Below are 17,134 nucleotides of genomic sequence, written 5' to 3'. Positions count from 1 at the left end.
CACGTTTCTGCGGAGTTCTACGGTGAGGGTGCCGGCTGTGCCTAACAGGGTCAGCCGAGCACGAGGGTCAGGCCATAGACCGAGAGGATCTCGTTGACCGGCTGGAAGAAGGTGGTGCCGCCGGAGGTGCAGTTGCCCGAGCCGCCGGAGGTGACGCCCTGGGCCTGGTTGCCCGAGATGTACGAGCCGCCGGAGTCGCCCGGCTCGGCGCAGACGCTGGTGCGGGTGACCTCGTAGACGGTGCCCTGCGAGTAGGTCACGCTGGTGTTGCGCTGCTGGACGGTGCCGCAGTGCCAGCCGGTGGTGGAGCCGGAACGGCAGATCGAGGAGCCCTCGACCGCGACCGTGGAGCCGCGGACGGCGACGGAACCGTTGTTGACGGTGCCGCGCGGGGTCCAGTTGCTGTTCACCGCGACCCACGAGTAGTCGTTGCCCGGGAACGAGGAGCCCTGGAAGGTGCCCTGGGCGACCCGGTTGTAGCCGGTGGTCGAGTTGCCCGCCCGGCCGCAGTGACCGGCGCTGACGAAGCCCGGCGTGGTGCCGCGCCGCACGGAGAAGCCGATCGAGCAACGGGCCGAGTTGTTGATGTAGTACGCCTGGCCGCCGATCAGGTCGTAGAACGTCTGCGGCTGCTCCTTGGAGAGCTCGACGCGCACGGCCGCCTTGTCCACGCCGGTGGAGGCGATCCACGCCTCGGCCTCGGCGGGCTGGGACGACTGGACGACGACGCTGTTGGTCCGCACGTCGACGAACCACACCGGCGCCGACTTGGGAGCCTGCGCCGAGGCGTTGTCCAGGGTGTCCTTGATCGAGTTCAGGGTCGCGAGGCTGCGGCCGACGACCGCCGCCTGGATGCCCGTGCCGGTCACGCGGGAGGCCGCGGCGGCGTCGGTGGTGGCGACGGTCAGGGTGCCGGAGGTCGGGCCGCTGAGCCAGGAGCCGGCGAAGGTGCCGCCGAGGCTCTCGCGGATCTTCGTCTCGGAGCCGGTGAGGCGGGTCTCGTTGAGCAGGCGGGACTCGGCCTGCTCCTTGGTGATGCCGAGGTCGCGGCTCATCGCGTCGACCATGGCGGGCGCGGGCTGCGAGGCCGAGGTTCCGGCCGCGAGGGGGTCGCGGTCGGCCATCGCGGGAGTGGCCAGGATCGTGAGGGCACTGATTGCGAGAGCGCATCCGGCGGTGACCGTGCGTCTGCGAAGCATGGGCTCTCCTCGTTGTTCGGGGGGGTGCCGTCACCGTAACCGCGAGCGGGCGTCACGCGGAGCTATCGTTTCGCCCATATCACCGCGTTATGGACCTGCCTCATTACGAACTGTCGGACATTGTGCGCATCTGGTAATGAGGGGGAAAATCGGCGGTGCTCGCGGGCGGCTGAGGCGGGGCTCCAGGAAATGCGATGATTTTCGCCCGGGGTTGTGAATTGAATGTGATTATGTCGCGATTATGGCCGTTGCGATTCCGGGGAAGCGGCGGGCAGACTGTTCACTCGCGTTTCGCTGCTTCCCAGCGAAAGTGGCATCCCTCCGCATTCCCTCATCTCCCGAGTTGGAGTAGAAATGTCAGGATTCGCTCCACGTCGCCGGCGGGCCATGGCCGCGCTGGTCACGGCCCTGTCCGGCGCCTCGTTCGCCGTACTTCCGCCCATATCTGCATCCGCTGCGACAATTCCCGACGCCACGACGACGGCCATTCCGTCCATCACCCTCAAGCCCGCCGCGCCGGCCGTCCAAAAGCCCGCCGCCCGGGTGCCCGAATTCGTGTACTATGCGCAGTTCCTGGTGAACACGCGCCCCCCGCACGTGAAGCCCGGTGACTCCTGGGTGGCTTATCTCGCGCTCTATGACGTGAGGAAGAACAGGGTCGGCGACGGCAGCGCCCGCTGCACCGCGGCGTCGGTCACCCGGCAAGGTGTCATCGCGCAGTGCACCCGCGTGCTGCGCACCAAGGCCGGTCAGCTCACCCTTCTCGGCATGGACGACCGGTTCGGCGCCCCGCCGTGGACGAGCACGGCCGCCATCCTCGGCGGCACCGGCCGCTACGCCGGGATGACCGGTTCCGCGCGCGTCACGGTGACGCAGCGCGACGTCGTCTTCAGGGTCCACCCGCTGGGCTGAGAGGCCCCTGGGAACACGGCGGCGCCGCCGTCCAGAGATGGACGGCGGCGCCGCTTTACTGCCGTTGTGAGGCGTTGTGGAGCGTCGCCCGGCCTTGGCGGCCGGGGCGGGGGTTACGGCTTGCTGAAGCCCAGGGTGTACGAGCCGGAGCCGCTGTAGGCGTGGACCTCGTAGCGGTAGTAGCCGGACGTACCGGAGTAGGTGACGGTCTCATCAGGTCCGGAGGTGGTGCCGCTCGCCACGTCCACCCAGGCCGAGCCGTTCCACTTCTGCAGGTAGAGGTCGAAGTCCGTGCCGTTCGGGCCGTCGAGGCAGGCGCTGTGGGTCCCGGAGACGGTGGACTGGTAGTAGGAGTTGTTCGGCTGGAAGGCGCTCGCCCCGCTGCTCAGGCTGCCGCTCACGGTCTGCTGGTAGCCGCTGCACCCGGTGGGCGGAGGGTTGCCCCCGCTGGTCTTCAGCGTCAGGCCGTAGACCGAGAGGATCTCGTTGACGGGCTGGAAGTACGTCGTGCCGCCGGAGGTGCAGTTGCCCGAGCCGCCGGAGGTCACGCCCTGGGCCTGGCTGCCGGAGATGAACGAGCCGCCGGAGTCGCCGGGCTCGGCGCAGACGTTGGTGCGGGTCACCTCGTAGACGGTGCCCTGCGAGTAGGTCACGCTGGTGTTGCGCTGCTGGACGGTCCCGCAGTGCCAGCCCGTGGTCGAGCCGGAGCGGCAGATCGAGGCGCCCTCGACGGCCACGGTCGACCCGGTGACCTGCAGGTTCCCGCCGTTCTGGTTGACCCACGGCTGCGCCGTCCAGTTGCTGTTCGTCGCGACCCACGAGTAGTCGTTGGTCGGGAAGGACGAGCCCTGGAAGGTGCCCTGGGAGACCTGGTTGTAGCCGGTCGTCGAGTTGCCGGTCGACCCGCAGTGGCCGGCGCTGACGAAGCCCTGCGTGGTGCCCTTGGTGATCGGGAAGCCGATCGAGCAGCGGGCGGAGTTGTTGATGTAGTACGCGTCGCCGCCGCGCAGGTCGTAGAACGTCCGCGGGGTCTCGCTGGACAACTCGACGCGGACGGCGCCGCGGTCGGCGCCACTGGCCGCGATGAAGGACTCCGCGTCGGCGGGGTCGGCGGTCTGGACGACGACGCTGTTGGTGCGTACGTCGACGTACCACACCGGCGACGATTTCGGAGCGGCCGTCGCGCCGGCCTTGTCCAGGGCGTCCTTGGCGGCGTTCAGGGACGCGAGGCTGTGACGGACGACCTTGGCCTGGACGCCCGCGCCGGTCACCGAGGACGTCGCGGCGGCGTCGGTGGTGGCGATGGTGAGCGTGGACGAGGTCGGGCCGCTGAGCCACGAGCCGGCGTAACCGCCGCCGAGCGACTTGCGAATCTTGGTCTCGACGCTTGCCAGTCGGGCCTCGTTGAGAAGCCGGGACTCGGCCTGCTCGGCGGTGAGGCCCAGGTCGCGCTGGAGCGCCTGGATCATGCCGGGCAGGGGCTTGACGGTGGAAGCGGCGGCCTTGCCCGAAAACTCGGGTTCGGCCGTGGCCGGAGTGGCCATGAGGGTGAGGACACCGGTCGCGAGAGCGCATGCGGCGATGACCGCGCGGCTGCGGAGCATGGGGACTCCCAGGTGTTAAAAGGGGGATGCGCCGTCACCGTAGCTCGCGGTCATCGCCTGGGGGGCCTACCTTTTCGGTCCTACCGCCGCGTTATGGAACCGTGCCGAAGTGCGGGTTACGGGCCAGCCACTCCGCGTAGGGGACGCTGCGCCGGATGGCGTCGTCGTGAGCCTCCCGCGCGTCGTGGGATATCGCGCGTGCCGCGCGCGCCGCGACCGAGTCGGCGTGCCAGCCGAGCAGGTGCCTCCAGCGCAGCGGTGCCCCGGTGATGGGCATCATCACCAGGTCGGCCGTCAGCTCGAAGGTCGCCTGGCACAGCGCCACGGCCTTGCCCACCTTCACCAGGTGCAGGCAGGTCGCCACGTCCGTCTCGTACATCGTCTTCGGGACGAACCCGGCGCGGGCGCAGGACCCGGCGAAGCAGTCGGCGAAGCAGCCGTCGCCCGGCGCGACCGCCCAGCCTTCGTCGGCGAGGCTGGCCAGGTCCAGCTCCTTCTCTCCGGCGAGGGGGTGGCTCTGGTTGAGCAGGGCGAACACCGGGTCGGTGCCCACCACGCTCCAGATCATGGACTCGGCCGACGGGGGTGGGGTGTCGCCGCACGTGCCGATGAGCGCGAAGTCGAGCCGTCCCGCGCTGACGAGCGAGGTGAGCTCGCGCGCCGACCACGAGGTGCTCGTGCTGACGGGGGTCTGCGGGTGGGCCGCGGTGAGACGGTCGACCAGGCCGCCCAGGATCGGGCCGTGAGTCGCGCCGATCCGGAAGCCGGGGATGCCTTCGTAACTGTTGGCGAATCGCACCGCCTCTTCCTGTAATTCACGTACGGCGGGCAGCAGGACGCGTGCCCGGGTGAGGACCAGTTGACCGAGGGGGGTGGGGCGCGCGCCGTTACGGTCGCGCTCGAAAAGAGCGCCACCGAGTGTGCGTTCGATGCGTTTCAGCTGCGCGGTCAGCGACGGCTGGGCCAGTCCGAGCTGGGTGGCCGCCTTGGTGACGCTCCCGGCCTCAGCGACCGCGCGCACGATCTTGAGGTGTCGGAGCTCCAGATCCATACCGGAAACGTACGACTACCGATCTATGCCCGCAATACCGGCTTGTCACGAAAATTTACAGTTATTTGTCGGGCTATGCCGAAGCCTTTGTCCACTCACGCCCCAGCCGTATACCGCCGTCACAGTGGGACACGTTCTCCTGATCTTTGAGTTCAAGCTCCGGGGCCCCCTACTGGGAGGGCCGCGACCGTACGATCTGAAAGCCGCCGTACGACGCCCCGCCGGTCGTCGCCATGGGATCGCCGGGGACGGCGAGCCAGGAGGACGGGACGGACCGACGAGGAGCCGCCGATGGAGTTCAACCACGCCGACCTGTTCGAGGCGTTGGCCGACGCGATCGGGGACCGGCCGGCCCTGGTGTGCGGCGAGCACCGCCTGACGTACGCCGAGCTGGACCGGCACGCCAACCGGCTCGCGCACTACCTGCGGGAACGCGGCGTCGGGCCGGGGCGGCACGTGGGGATCCAGCTCTACAACGGCGTCGAGTACGCCGCCGCGCTGCTGGCCACGCTGAAGATCAGGGCGGTGCCGGTCAACGTCAACTACAGGTACGTCGAGAGCGAGCTGCTCTACCTCTACACCGACTCCGACATCGTCGCGCTGGTGTACGACGCGGAGTTCGACGACCGCGTGGCCGCCGCCGCGTCCCGATGCCCCCGCCTCTCCACGCTCGTCGCCGTCGGCGGCCCCGCGCGCGCCCCCGGCGCCGTCCCGTACGAGCGGGCGGTCGCCGGGCGGCCGGACGGGCGCGAGGGTTTCCCCCGGCGGTCGGGCGACGACGTCTACATCATCTACACCGGCGGCACCACCGGCATGCCCAAGGGCGTCATGTGGCGGACCCGGGACCTGTTCATGGCGTTCGGCGGCGGCAATCCGTACGGGCCGCCGCACACCGAGCCGCGCCAGGTCGTCGAGACCGCCGCCGCGTCCGGAGGGTTCGTGATGATGCCCGCCGCGCCGCTCATGCACGGGGCCGCGCAGATGGGCACCTTCATCACCTGGTGGCTGGGCGGCACCGCCGTCTACACGCGCAGGTTCGACGCCGCCGGCGTGCTGCGGACGATCGAGCGCGAGAAGGTGGTCAGCGTCAACATCACCGGCGACGCGATGGCCCGGCCCCTCGCCCACGAGATCGCCCGCGGGCGCTACGACCTGTCGGCGCTGCGGGTGGTCACCTCGACCGGGGCGATCCTCAGCGGCACGGTACGGGCCCGGTTATGCGCGCTGCTGCCACACCTGGTCATCCTGGACGGGTTCGGCTCGACGGAGTCCGGCTACACCGCCACCGCCGTCACGGGGTCCTCGCCCGAATCCGGGCTCAGGTACCGGCCCAACGCGGCGTCCACGCTCGCCGTCCTCGACGAGGCCCTCGAACCGGTGAGGCCCGGCTCCGGTGAGACGGGGACCCTCGCCAAGACCGGGAACATCGCCTTCGGCTACTACAACGACCCCGGCAGGACCGCGCGCGCCTTCGTCACCGACGCCGCCGGCACGCGCTGGCTGCTCACCGGCGACCTCGCCCAGGTTGAGGAGGACGGCGCCATCCTGGTGTTCGGGCGCGGCTCCCAGTGCGTCAACAGCGGCGGCGAGAAGGTCTTCCCCGAGGAGGTCGAGGCCGTGCTCAAGGGGCACCCGGCCGTGTTCGACGCCGTGGTGACCGAGGTCCCGGACGAGCGCTGGGGCGGCCGCGTCGCCGCCGTGGTCGAGCCGAGGCAGGGGCAGGCCCCGACGGTCCGCGAACTGGACGCCTACTGCCGGGGACACCTGTCCGGCTACAAGGTCCCCCGCACGTACGTCTTCGTCGACCAGATGGTCCGCCACCCCTCCGGCAAGCCGGACTACCGCTGGGCCCACTCGACCGCCACGGCGTCCCTCTGAGGTCCCTCTGAGCCCGGGGCTAGGCCCGGCGGGGGCCGTCCCCACTCGGATCGTTTCCCGCTCTGTCGTACAGGCTCCGGTGGCGTGCCCTCAGGAGGACAGGAGGCGGCGCAACTCGGCGGGGCCGGCGTTGCCGCCTGTGCAGACCAGGCCGACCTTGAGGCCCGCCAGGTCGTCGCCCCGGGCGATCAGGGCGGCCAGGGGCGCGGCTCCGGCGAGTTCGGCGAGGGTGTGGGCCTCGGTGAGCAACAGCCACTGGGCGGCCCGGATGTCGTCGTCGGAGACCAGCACGAAGTCGTCCAGCGCCCGCATGACGCCCTGGGGGAGCGCGAAGGCCGAGCCCGTGGCCAGGCCGTCGGCCACCGTCTCCACCGGGCGGCGGACCGGCGTGCCTGCACACCAGGAATCGTGCGCGGCGGGCGCCTGCGAGGACTGCACCGCGATCACCCGGCAGCGCGGCGCGATCGCCCGTGCCACCAGCAGCGCGGCCGAGGCGCCCGTGCCCGACCCGACCGGCACGATCACCACGTCCAGGTCCGGGCGGCGGGTGAGCATCTCCACGTACAGGGTGCCGACCCCGGCGATGAGGTCGGGCTCGTCGGCGACGCCGACCAGGTGGAGCCCGCGCTCCGCGGCGAGCGCGGTCGCGTACTCGCCGGCCTCGACCATGGTGGCGCCCTTGACCTCGACGGCCGCGCCGAGGGCCTGGGCGGCCGCGACCTTGGCCGGGTTCGGGTTCTCGGGCATCACGATCGTGCACGGCACGCCGAAGAGGCGCGCCGCGTACGCGATCGACTGGGCGTGGTTGCCGGTGGAGTACGTGAGCACGCCGTTGTCCCGCCGGGCCTCGGGCAGGCGGGCGAGGAGGTTGATCCCGCCGCGCACCTTGAAGGCGCCGGTGGGCTGGACGTTCTCGTGCTTGACGTGGACCTCCGCGCCGAGCCGCTCGTTCAGCACGGGATAGGACCACATCGGGGTCTCCGGCAGGTGGGCGGAGATCAGCCGGGCGGCGTGGAGGATGTCGGTGATGGAGGGCGCTGTCGGATGCACGCCCCCCACCTTCGCGTACGACGCGTCCACAGGTCCAGCGCCTGATCCGGTGTCGGCGCCGGAGCCTGGCGTGGGGGCGCGAGCGCTGGGGACGCGCCGGGTGCCGTCCCGTTGAACACGGCTTTAAGCCTCATATCGTGCGTATGTCACCAAGACGGATTTATGTCACAAACAAGTGATCCATAGGACATATGGGTGATACGCCGTGATCTCATTGTGGTGGGGCTTCCTTCCCCTGGAGTACCACGTGACACCTGCAGCACCCACAGACGCCGAACTCAACATCATGATCACGGCCCGGCTCGCCTCGCTGGGCATCGACCTCTCCCAGCTCCCGCCCGGCACCACGTCCGACCCCGTGACCGGGTCGCCCGGCCGGGACTCGGTCCTCGCCTCGCTCCGCTCGTTCATGCGCGGCACGGTCGCCAACCTCGCGGCCTACCAACTGCCCGCCCCGCAAGGAACCGCACCGGACGCCGCGACCGCCGCCGCGCTGTCCCAGCAGCGCGCGCCGATGCTCTACCCGTCGATCAGCACGGAGTGGCGGCGATGAGCGAGACGGCACGCACGACCGCCCAGACGACACCCACCACCCGAACCACGCAGATCACGCGGACCGCGCGGGCCACGACCGTCGAGGAGGCCGGCGACCCGCCGCTCGACCGTACGGTGGACAGGCGCGCGTTCCTGGTCAGGACCGCCGCCCTCGGCACGGTCGCCGGCGTGGTCGCCGCCCTGCCCGCCGTCCCCGCCTGGGCACACGACTCGGGCCACGGCGGGCCCGGCCTGGACGTGGCGGGCGCCTACGTGAAGCCCCGCCCGGAGGCCATGGCCGACCCCACCGAGCTGACCCTGGCCGAGGCCGCGTGGATGATCCGCAACCGCAAGATCAGCCCGCTCGAGCTGGTCGAGGCGCACCTGGCGCGGATCGACTCCTTCGAGGCCACGTACCAGGCCTTCAACACCGTGCTGGCCGACGCGGCCCGTGAGGCGGCGAAGGGGCTCGGACGCCAGAGGCCTCGGGGCCCGCTGCACGGGATACCCCTGGCGATCAAGGACAACTACTACACCAAGGGCGTGCTCACCACGGCGAGCTCGTTCCTGTTCAAGGACTTCGTGCCCCCGTTCGACGCCACCGCCGTGGCGGCGCTCAAGGGCGCGGGCGCGATCGTCCTCGGCAAGACCCAGATGGGCCCGCTGGCCACCACGCGGGCGACGACCCCCGCCGGGGAGATCACGACGGTGAACGCGTGGACGCCCGGCGACCCGAGCGTCGACCCCGGCGGCTCGTCCACCGGCACCGCGACCTCGGTGGCGGGACGGCTGGCGACCTCGGGCACCGGCACGCAGACCGGCGGCTCCATCACCGCGCCGTCGAACGCCCAGAACCTCACCGGGCTCAAGCCGACGATGGGCCGGGTCTCCCTTTACGGCATCATCCCGCTCAGCTACTCGCGCGACCACCCCGGCCCGCTCGCCCGGGACGCCAAGGACGCCGCGATCATGCTGACGGCGATGGCGGGGGAGGATCCGAACGACCCGCGCACGCAGGGCCTGCCGAAGGTGCCCAACCTGATCGACGCGGCCACCCCGGTGTACAGCGGCAACCGGCTCAGGATGCGCTGGAACACCCGCATCGGCGTGCTCCCCGGCTACGCCGACGGCACCTCGGAGACCGCCGTGGCGCGCCGGGGCTTCCTCAACGCCATGGCGGCGATCCGCGGGGTCACGCTCGTCGAGGTGCCGTTCCCCGACGACTGGGCTCTGCTGACCGGCAACGACTTCAACAACGTCCGCCTGCCGGAGCGCAGCGAGCCGTTCATGCCGTACCTGCGGTCTGACCTGCGCGGGTTCGGGGTCTCGCTGACGAGCTGGCTGCAGGGCGCGCTGCTGGGAGGCAACGAGTTCATCACCGGGCAGCGGGCCAAGCTGTTGCTGCTGGAGCGGGTGCTGGACCAGGTGTTCGAGCGCTGCGACGTGGTCGTGCAGACCTCGCCCACGCCGTTCGACGCCATCGGCCTGCCGGAGATCGGCTTCCCGATCGGGTTCACGGCGAACGGGCGGCCCATCGGCACGATCCTCGGCGGGCAGCCGTACGCGGAGGACCGGCTGCTGTCCGTCGTCGGCGCCTACCAGGCCGTCTCGGACTGGCACTGGCGCCGCCCGGTGGACCCGGCGGCGTCCCGCCTGCGCGCGCGGGCCGCCATCCGGGACCGCCTCACGCCCGAGGAGGCCGCCGAGCAGACCCAGTGACGCCCGCAGGGCCGGGAGCCGCGCGCCGGCTCCCGGCCTTTTCGTGTTCCGAGGCGTCCTGAGCCGTCATACGTCGCGGCGAGCCGTCCTCAGGATGCGGAATCCGGGCCCCGGCGCGGGCCGGGGAGGTCAGAGGCCGCCGAACTCGGCGAGGAACAGGGCCTCGGCGGTGGCCGCGCGCCGCAGTTCCTCCAGGTCGAGGCGCTCGTTGGGCGCGTGGATCGACGCGGCCTCGTCCTCGGCCCCGAAGAGCAGGATCTCGGCGGCGGGGAACTGCCGGGCCAGCGTGGACACCAGCGGGATCGAGCCGCCCGCGCCGATGTCGCGCGGCGCCCGGCCGAACGCGCGCTCCATGGCCCGGTTGAGCGCGGCGCGCGCCCGCCCGCCGGAGTCGGCGAGGTAGCCCGAGCCGAGCACCTGGTCGGTGACGGTGACCTGGACACCCCACGGCGCGGCCTCGCGCAGGAAGTCGATCACGTCCACGGCCGTCTTGCCCGGGTCGCCCGCCGGGGGGACGCGGACGGTGACGCGGGCCCGGGCCACCGACTGGACGGCGTTGATGGCGCCGTTGACCGTCGGCACGTCCAGCCCGGTGACGGTGATCGAGTAGGACGCCCACAGCCGGTCGGCCAGCGAGCCGGAGCCGACGAGGGACACGCCGTCCGCGACCTGGGCGGTCTCGCGGAAATCCTCCTCGGAGGGCCCGTCGCCGGGGAAGACGCCGCCCGGCAGGCCGGGCACGCGGACGTCGCCCTTGTCGTCGTGCAGGGACGCGAGCATGCGGATCAGCGCGGCGAGGGCGTCCGGGGCGGCGCCGCCGAACGAGCCGCTGTGCACGGACTCCTTCAGCGAGCGGACCTCGACCGTGAACGCGGCGAGGCCGCGCAGGGAGGTGGTAACGGACGCGTCGCCCACGGAGGGGTTGCCGACGTCGGCCACGACGATGGCGTCGGCGCGCAGCAGGTCGGGGTTCTTCTCGACGAACGCCTCCAGGCGCTCCCCGGCGTACTCCTCCTGGCCCTCGATGATGACCTTGACGCCCACGGGGAACCGGCCCTCGAAGGACCGCAGGGCCAGGACGTGCGCCATGATGCCCGACTTGTCGTCGGCGGCGCCGCGCCCGTACAGCCGTCCGTCGATCAGGGTGGGCTCGAACGCGGGCGTGCGCCACAGCGCGGGGTCCCCGGCGGGCTGCACGTCGTAATGCGCGTACAGCAGCACGGTGGGCGCGCCGGGGGGAGCGGGGGCCTCGGCGAAGACGGCGGGGAAGCTGCCCTCGACGGGGATCTGCCGGACGTGCGGCAGCCCGGCGCCGCGCAGCAGCTCCTCGGTCGCGGCGGCGGCGGCGAGCACCGGCTCCTCGGGGTGGCCGGGGAAGGCCACCGAGGGGATGGCCACGAGCCGCGACAGCTCTTCGACCGCCCGCGGCATCTGCGCCGCGATGGACCTTTCGATGCCTTCCAGGTCATGGAGCATCTCTGTGTCCACTGGGTCCCCTAGGTTCCCTGTGTGCCGGGTGTCGCCGGTTTCCTCGGGAGTCACGCTGACCGTCACCGCCTCGTCTCTGGTCTGATCCGACACATTGCACCACAGACGTGACGCGACCCGCTCCGGTCCGGGCGACACGCCGGAAGATCCCCACTGGCGCGCCGAGCCCCCGTCGTCCACGGCATTCCCGCCGCAGACCGAAATCCTTGACACCCCAAACGGATTTCGTCGTTGTTACATACCGCTATCGCGGATTCCGAGGTTATTGCATAGTGTCGCTGCGCAACCAGTTGTAATCACCCATGTTGAGCATGCACACTGGGTGGAGCCGAGATCACTGAGGAAGATAGCCATGACGCAGCCTGAGACCGACACGGCCGCCGTCCTGAAGGCAGCACAGGACAACCTGTGGCTGCACTTCACCCGGCACAGTACCCACGGCGGCGGCGAGGTGCCGACCATCGTCCGGGGTGACGGTGCCTACATCTACGACATCCACGGCAAGCGTTACCTCGACGGCCTCGCCGGCCTGTTCGTCGTGCAGATGGGTCACGGGCGCGCCGAGCTCGCCGAGGCCGCCGCGAAGCAGGCTCAGGAGCTCGCCTTCTTCCCGCTGTGGTCGTACGCCCATCCGAAGGCCGCCGAGCTGGCCGAGCGGCTGGCCCGGTACACCCCCGGCGACCTCAACCGCGTGTTCTTCACCACAGGCGGCGGCGAGGCCGTCGAGAGCGCCTGGAAGCTCGCCAAGCAGTACTTCAAGCTCGTCGGCAAGCCGCTCAAGCACAAGGTGATCAGCCGGGCCATCGCCTACCACGGCACCCCGCAGGGCGCCCTGTCGATCACCGGCATCCCGATGTTCAAGCAGTTCTTCGAGCCGCTCGTGCCGGGCTCGGTCCGCGTGCCCAACACCAACCACTACCGGGCCGACGAGATCACCGGCTTCCCCGGCATGACGCCCGAGCAGTTCGGCCGCTGGGCCGCCGACCAGGTCGGCAAGGCCATCGAGATGGAGGGCCCCGACACCGTCGCGGCCGTCTTCGTCGAGCCGGTGCAGAACGCCGGCGGCTGCATCCCGCCGCCCCCCGGGTACTTCCAGCGCCTGCGCGAGATCTGCGACACCTACGACGTGCTGCTGGTCTCGGACGAGGTCATCTGCGCCTTCGGGCGGCTCGGCACGATGTTCGGCGGCCAGAAGTTCGACTACGTGCCGGACATCATCACCTGCGCCAAGGGCCTGACCAGCGGCTACTCGCCGATCGGCGCGATGATCGCCCACGAGCGGCTGTTCGAGCCGTTCAAGGAGGGCGCCACCATGTTCGCCCACGGCTACACCTTCGGCGGTCACCCCGTCTCGGCGGCGGTCGCGCTGGCCAACCTCGACCTGTTCGAGCGCGAGGACATCCTCGGCCACGTCGAGCGGAACGAGCCCGTCTTCCGCGCCACGCTGGAGAAGCTGCGCGACCTGCCGATCGTCGGCGACGTCCGCGGCTCGGGCTACTTCTACGGCATCGAGCTGGTGAAGGACAAGGCGACCAAGCAGACCTTCGACGAGGGCGAGTCCGAGCGCCTGCTGCGCGGCTTCCTGTCCAAGGCCCTGTTCGACGCGGGCCTGTACTGCCGGGCCGACGACCGGGGCGACCCGGTCGTGCAGCTCGCCCCGCCGCTCATCAGCGGCCCGCAGCAGTTCGACGAGATGGAGTCGATCCTGCGTTCCGTCCTCACCGAAGCCTGGGCCCGTCTGTAGCGCCCGCTTCGGGACTTTCACGGCCGCGCCGGGTACGGGGTCCGTACCCGGCCGCCACCAGAACGTCTGAAAGGAAATCCGTGATGAAGATCGGCGTGCCCGCCGAGGTCAAGAACCACGAATACCGCGTCGCCGCCACCCCGGCGGGCGTGCACGAGCTCGTCCGCCACGGCCATGACGTGTACGTCCAGCGCGATGCGGGCCTCGGCTCGCAGATCCCCGACGAGGACTACCTTTTCGCCGGCGCCAAGATCGTCGACGGCGCGGACGCGGTCTGGGGCGAGGCCGACCTCATCCTGAAGGTCAAGGAGCCCATCGCCGAGGAGTACCACCGCATGCGCGAGGGGCAGGTGCTGTTCACCTACCTGCACCTCGCGGCGTCCCGGACGTGCACCGACGCGCTGCTGGAGCGCAAGGTCACCGGCATCGCCTACGAGACGGTGCAGGTGGGCAACTCCCTGCCGCTGCTCGCCCCCATGTCGGAGGTCGCCGGACGGCTCGCCCCGCAGGTCGGCGCGTACAACCTCATGCGCTTCAACGGCGGGCGCGGCGTGCTGCCGGGCGGGGTCCCGGGCGTGGCCCCCGCCAAGGTCGTCGTCATCGGCGGCGGCGTCTCGGGCCTGAACGCGGCGCAGGTCGCGGTCGGCATGGGCGCCGACGTGACGATCCTGGACGTCAACATCGACCGGCTCCGCCAGATCGACGCGATCTACCAGGGCCGTCTGCGGACGATCGTCTCGACCGCCTACGCCCTCGAGCAGGCCGTCCTGGAGGCGGACCTGGTCATCGGCGCCGTGCTGATCCCGGGCGCCAAGGCCCCGACCCTGGTCTCCAACGAGCTGGTCTCGCGCATGAAGCCGGGCTCGGTGCTGGTCGACATCGCCATCGACCAGGGCGGCTGCTTCGAGGACTCCCGTCCCACCACGCACGCCGACCCGACGTACAAGGTGCACAACTCGGTCTTCTACTGCGTGGCGAACATGCCCGGGTCGGTGGCCAACACCTCGACGTACGCGCTGACCAACGCCACGCTGCCGTACGCCGTCAAGCTGGCCGACCTCGGCTGGCGGGAGGCGCTGCGGGCGGACGCCGCCCTCGCGCTCGGCCTGAACACCCACGACGGGCGGCTCACCTACAAGCCGGTCGCCGAGGCCCACGGCCTGCCGTTCGAGCCCCTCGCCGGCGTGCTCGCCTGACGGCCCGGTCAGGTCAGGACCGGTCAGGTCAGGGCCGGTCAGGTCAGGCCGAGGCGCTTGCGGAGCCGGCGGGACGTCGCCAGCACGTGTTCCACCTCGCCGGGCGTCGGCCAGGGCGCGGTGCCCGGGCGTAGTAACGTCAGGCGCACCGAGGACAGGTGCTCGATCGCGCTCGCGTGCAGCCCGCTCTGGTCGGTCAGCCACTCGACCACGTCGACGGGCTCGCGCAGCCGGCGGGTGAGCAGGTCCCACGTACCGAGGATCTCGGCGAGGTCGGCCAGGCGCAGCGTCGTGCCGCCCCGCCTGCCGGCCGCCGCGACCGCCAGCTCGGCGCGGGCGACCAGCTCCGGCTCGACGGGCCGGTCCCAGGCGGGCGCGTGCTCCGCCGTCCACCGGTCGTCGTCCACGGGCGCGGCCTGGGGGCCGATCACCGATTGCAGCGTGCTCAGCTCCGCCGCGGCCTTCTGGTGGCCGTAGGACGCGGCCTGGCGGAACCAGTGCTGGCCGCCGCGCAGGTCGTTGTGCTCGGCGATCAGGAGCAGGCCGAAGTTGTACGCCGACTCGGGGTCGCCGCTCGCCGCCGCGCGGCCGAACCAGTGGCTGGCCGCGTGCGGATCCTCCAGCTCGACGCAGACGAACCCGGCCATGCGCTGGTCCTCGACCCTGCCGAAGTGGGCGGCGCGCTCGAACCACGCCCGGGCCGTGCGCAGGTCGCGCCGCGCCAGCGCCAGCCTGCCGAGCTGGGAGGCCGCGCCCGGGTGCTCCACCTTGGCGGCCAGGCGGTACAGCGCCTCCGCGCCCTCGGGGTCGCGGCCGGCGTGCAGCAGGCGTCCCAGGTAGTACGCGGCGTCGGCGTGCCCGCCACGTGCGGCGTACTCCCACCAGGCGTGCGCCCCGCCCTCCTCGCCCGCGGCGTAGCTCATGAACGCGAGATCGTGGGCCGAGGCGAGGTCCCCGGCGCAGGCCGCGTGGTGGTGCCAGTCGCGGGCCGCGGCGCCGTCCCCGACGTCCTCGCAGAGCAGGGCGAGGCGGCGCGCCGCCGGACGCGACCCCGCCGCGGCGGCGCTCTCCAGCCACTGGCGGGCGCGCGGGACGTCCCCGCGCTGTTCGAGGAGCAGGGTGGCCAGGTTGACCGCGGCCTCGGCGTCCTCGGCGCCCGCGGCGAGCTCGTACCAGGTGATCGCCTCGTCGAGGCTGCCGTGTTTCTCGTGCCAGATGCCGAGGTTGAAGGCGCTGTCGATGTTGCCCGCCGCCGCGGCGCGCTCCCACCAGTGACGCGCGGCCGACCGGTCGCCGCGCTGGGCGTACAGGCGGCCGAGCCGGTGCGCGGCCTCCGAGTCGCCGGTCCGCGCGGCGGTCAGCAGGTCCGCCTCGGTGGGGTGGCCGTGGCGGGGGGACTCGGGCGCGCGGGGCGGCGGCACGACCGGCCGCGCGACGGCCGCCTCGGGGTCACGATGCCACCACGTCATGGGGGACAGAGTCGCACGTGATCCAAAGAGATGGAACGGAATCGACGGCTTCTTGCCGTCCGGCGGAACGCGTTTGACCTGCTGTCAGCGGAGGTCGGGGGCGGGGGTCGCGGCGGCGTGGGCGGGCAGGGTCGGTTGATTTATGTTGATAAAACCGACGTACATCCCCATTCCGCAGACATAGCGGAGCCTTCCCGGCTCCTGGGGCGCCAGCCGGACGACGCGCTCCCCCGTGACCGGGAGCGCGATGTCACGGCCCTGGATCGTCAGCGTGCGCGTGCATCCCTGGTTGTCCCGGGTGCGGAAGACGATCTCGGCAGGCCGCCCCGCCTCGATGCCCGCGACGCCGGGCAGGAAGCCGTGGCCGGTCGACCAGATGGTGACGACCTGCGTCCCGTCCGGCGCGAGCCGCACGCCGGCCGCCGTGGCCTTCGAGGGGTCGCCGAGGTCGGGAAGCCAGCCGCCGAGGCGCAGGCCCGCGAGGACCGTCAGCGATCCGGCCGCGACCGCGGCCACGGCGGCGAACGTGACGAGCCTCGTCGCGGCGATCCGGCGCAGGACCAGGCCGAGCAGCGCGAAGGCGGGGGACGTGCCCGCGACGAAGCCCGCCATCACCGCCGCGCCCCCGAGCCAGCCCGCCGAGACCGCCACCAGCTCGGTGCTCAACGTGACCCCGCAGGGGATGAGGACGGTGCCCGCGCCCATCGCCACCGGGCCCATCGCCCGCCATCTTCCCGTGAGGGTCGTGATCCGCCGCCACCTTCTCGTCACGGCCGTGATCCGCCGCCACCTGTCCGTGAGGGCGGTGATCCGCGTCGTACGGCCGGTCGTCGTCCCGGGCACCTCCGGCCGCTCCGCGCGTCCCGGGTGCGGCGCCGCGCACGCCGGCGTGCCGTCCTCGGCCGGCGCGGCCCCCGAACACGCCGGACCCCGGCTCCGGACCAGCCGGAGCGCGAAGACGATCATGCCCGCGCCCGCGGCCACCAGCAGGGCGGCCCGTGCCGGGGGCGGGATGCGCACCGCCGCGCCGAGCATCCCCAGCAGCGCGCCCAGCGCCGTGTGCGCCACCAGGCGCCCGGCGATGAACGCCGGGACGGCCGCGCGGGGCCCGCCGGGACGGGCGAGACCGATCATGACGCCGCCCTGCACCGCCGCGCACGACGTGCCGCCGGCCACCAGCCCAGCCGCGAGACCGCCGGCGAGGAGCGCGAGCGGCGTCACCCGGCGGCTTCGGCGACGCCGGGCCGTGCGTGCGGACGGCATGGACGGTATGGACGGTATGGACGGTAT

General features: G+C 71.8%; 13 protein-coding genes. 6 read left to right on the top strand and 7 right to left on the bottom strand.

The genetic code is table 11. From position 1 onward, the window contains the following. Positions 1–50: 50 nt before the first annotated feature. Positions 51–1,199, bottom strand: a complete 1,149-nt coding sequence (locus tag AB0H21_RS14595) for a S1 family peptidase (protein WP_358516328.1) — start codon at positions 1,197–1,199, stop codon at positions 51–53. A 354-nt stretch (positions 1,200–1,553) separates the two neighbouring features. Here AB0H21_RS14595 and AB0H21_RS14590 point away from each other — a divergent pair, with 354 nt between their 5' ends. Next, the gene (locus AB0H21_RS14590) at positions 1,554–2,111 is read left to right on the top strand and encodes a hypothetical protein (RefSeq protein WP_358516326.1); all 558 of its coding nucleotides are present in this window, start codon (positions 1,554–1,556) and stop codon (positions 2,109–2,111) included. A 113-nt stretch (positions 2,112–2,224) separates the two neighbouring features. Here the strand turns inward: AB0H21_RS14590 and AB0H21_RS14585 are convergent, their stop codons facing one another. After that, positions 2,225–3,715, bottom strand: a complete 1,491-nt coding sequence (locus AB0H21_RS14585) for a S1 family peptidase (protein ID WP_358516323.1) — start codon at positions 3,713–3,715, stop codon at positions 2,225–2,227. 91 nt (positions 3,716–3,806) lie between these two features. Continuing rightward, entirely contained in the window at positions 3,807–4,766 is a 960-nt protein-coding gene (locus tag AB0H21_RS14580) for a LysR family transcriptional regulator (protein ID WP_358516320.1), read from the bottom strand. 291 nt (positions 4,767–5,057) lie between these two features. Between AB0H21_RS14580 and AB0H21_RS14575 the strand changes: the two genes are divergently transcribed. Further along, positions 5,058–6,644 carry an acyl-CoA synthetase gene (locus tag AB0H21_RS14575; protein ID WP_358516317.1) on the top strand — a complete coding sequence of 529 codons (1,587 nt, stop codon included), beginning with the start codon at positions 5,058–5,060 and terminating at the stop codon, positions 6,642–6,644. A 90-nt stretch (positions 6,645–6,734) separates the two neighbouring features. Here AB0H21_RS14575 and AB0H21_RS14570 read toward each other — a convergent pair whose 3' ends face one another. Then, complete coding sequence (locus AB0H21_RS14570) at positions 6,735–7,694, bottom strand: pyridoxal-phosphate dependent enzyme (protein WP_358516314.1); 960 nt, start codon at positions 7,692–7,694, stop codon at positions 6,735–6,737. A gap of 247 nt (positions 7,695–7,941) precedes the next feature. Between AB0H21_RS14570 and AB0H21_RS14565 the strand changes: the two genes are divergently transcribed. Both AB0H21_RS14565 and AB0H21_RS14560 read left to right on the top strand, forming a co-directional pair. Beyond that, positions 7,942–8,247, top strand: a complete 306-nt coding sequence (locus tag AB0H21_RS14565) for a hypothetical protein (protein WP_358516311.1) — start codon at positions 7,942–7,944, stop codon at positions 8,245–8,247. Then, positions 8,244–9,947 (top strand): amidase, encoded by a 1,704-nt coding sequence (locus tag AB0H21_RS14560; RefSeq protein ID WP_358516307.1) that lies wholly within the window; start codon positions 8,244–8,246, stop codon positions 9,945–9,947. The genes AB0H21_RS14565 and AB0H21_RS14560 overlap by 4 nt, the downstream gene beginning before the upstream one ends. A gap of 129 nt (positions 9,948–10,076) precedes the next feature. On the opposite strand, the gene AB0H21_RS14555 is transcribed toward AB0H21_RS14560, so the two are convergent. Further along, the gene (locus AB0H21_RS14555) at positions 10,077–11,435 is read right to left on the bottom strand and encodes a M20/M25/M40 family metallo-hydrolase (RefSeq protein ID WP_358516304.1); all 1,359 of its coding nucleotides are present in this window, start codon (positions 11,433–11,435) and stop codon (positions 10,077–10,079) included. A gap of 352 nt (positions 11,436–11,787) precedes the next feature. Between AB0H21_RS14555 and AB0H21_RS14550 the strand changes: the two genes are divergently transcribed. Next, the gene (locus tag AB0H21_RS14550) at positions 11,788–13,179 is read left to right on the top strand and encodes an aspartate aminotransferase family protein (RefSeq protein WP_358516302.1); all 1,392 of its coding nucleotides are present in this window, start codon (positions 11,788–11,790) and stop codon (positions 13,177–13,179) included. 83 nt (positions 13,180–13,262) lie between these two features. After that, positions 13,263–14,375 (top strand): alanine dehydrogenase, encoded by a 1,113-nt coding sequence (gene ald / locus AB0H21_RS14545; RefSeq protein WP_358516299.1) that lies wholly within the window; start codon positions 13,263–13,265, stop codon positions 14,373–14,375. Between the two features lie 38 nt (positions 14,376–14,413). Here ald and AB0H21_RS14540 read toward each other — a convergent pair whose 3' ends face one another. Both AB0H21_RS14540 and AB0H21_RS14535 read right to left on the bottom strand, forming a co-directional pair. Then, positions 14,414–15,844, bottom strand: a complete 1,431-nt coding sequence (locus AB0H21_RS14540) for a sel1 repeat family protein (RefSeq protein WP_358516296.1) — start codon at positions 15,842–15,844, stop codon at positions 14,414–14,416. 84 nt (positions 15,845–15,928) lie between these two features. Further along, positions 15,929–17,107, bottom strand: coding sequence for a sulfite exporter TauE/SafE family protein (locus AB0H21_RS14535; RefSeq protein WP_358516294.1), 1,179 nt, complete (start codon positions 17,105–17,107; stop codon positions 15,929–15,931). Positions 17,108–17,134 lie beyond the last annotated feature (27 nt).

The organism is Sphaerisporangium sp. NPDC051011, from assembly GCF_040653595.1.
GTDB lineage: Bacteria > Actinomycetota > Actinomycetes > Streptosporangiales > Streptosporangiaceae > Sphaerisporangium.
This window is presented reverse-complemented; position numbering and strand designations above follow the sequence as displayed.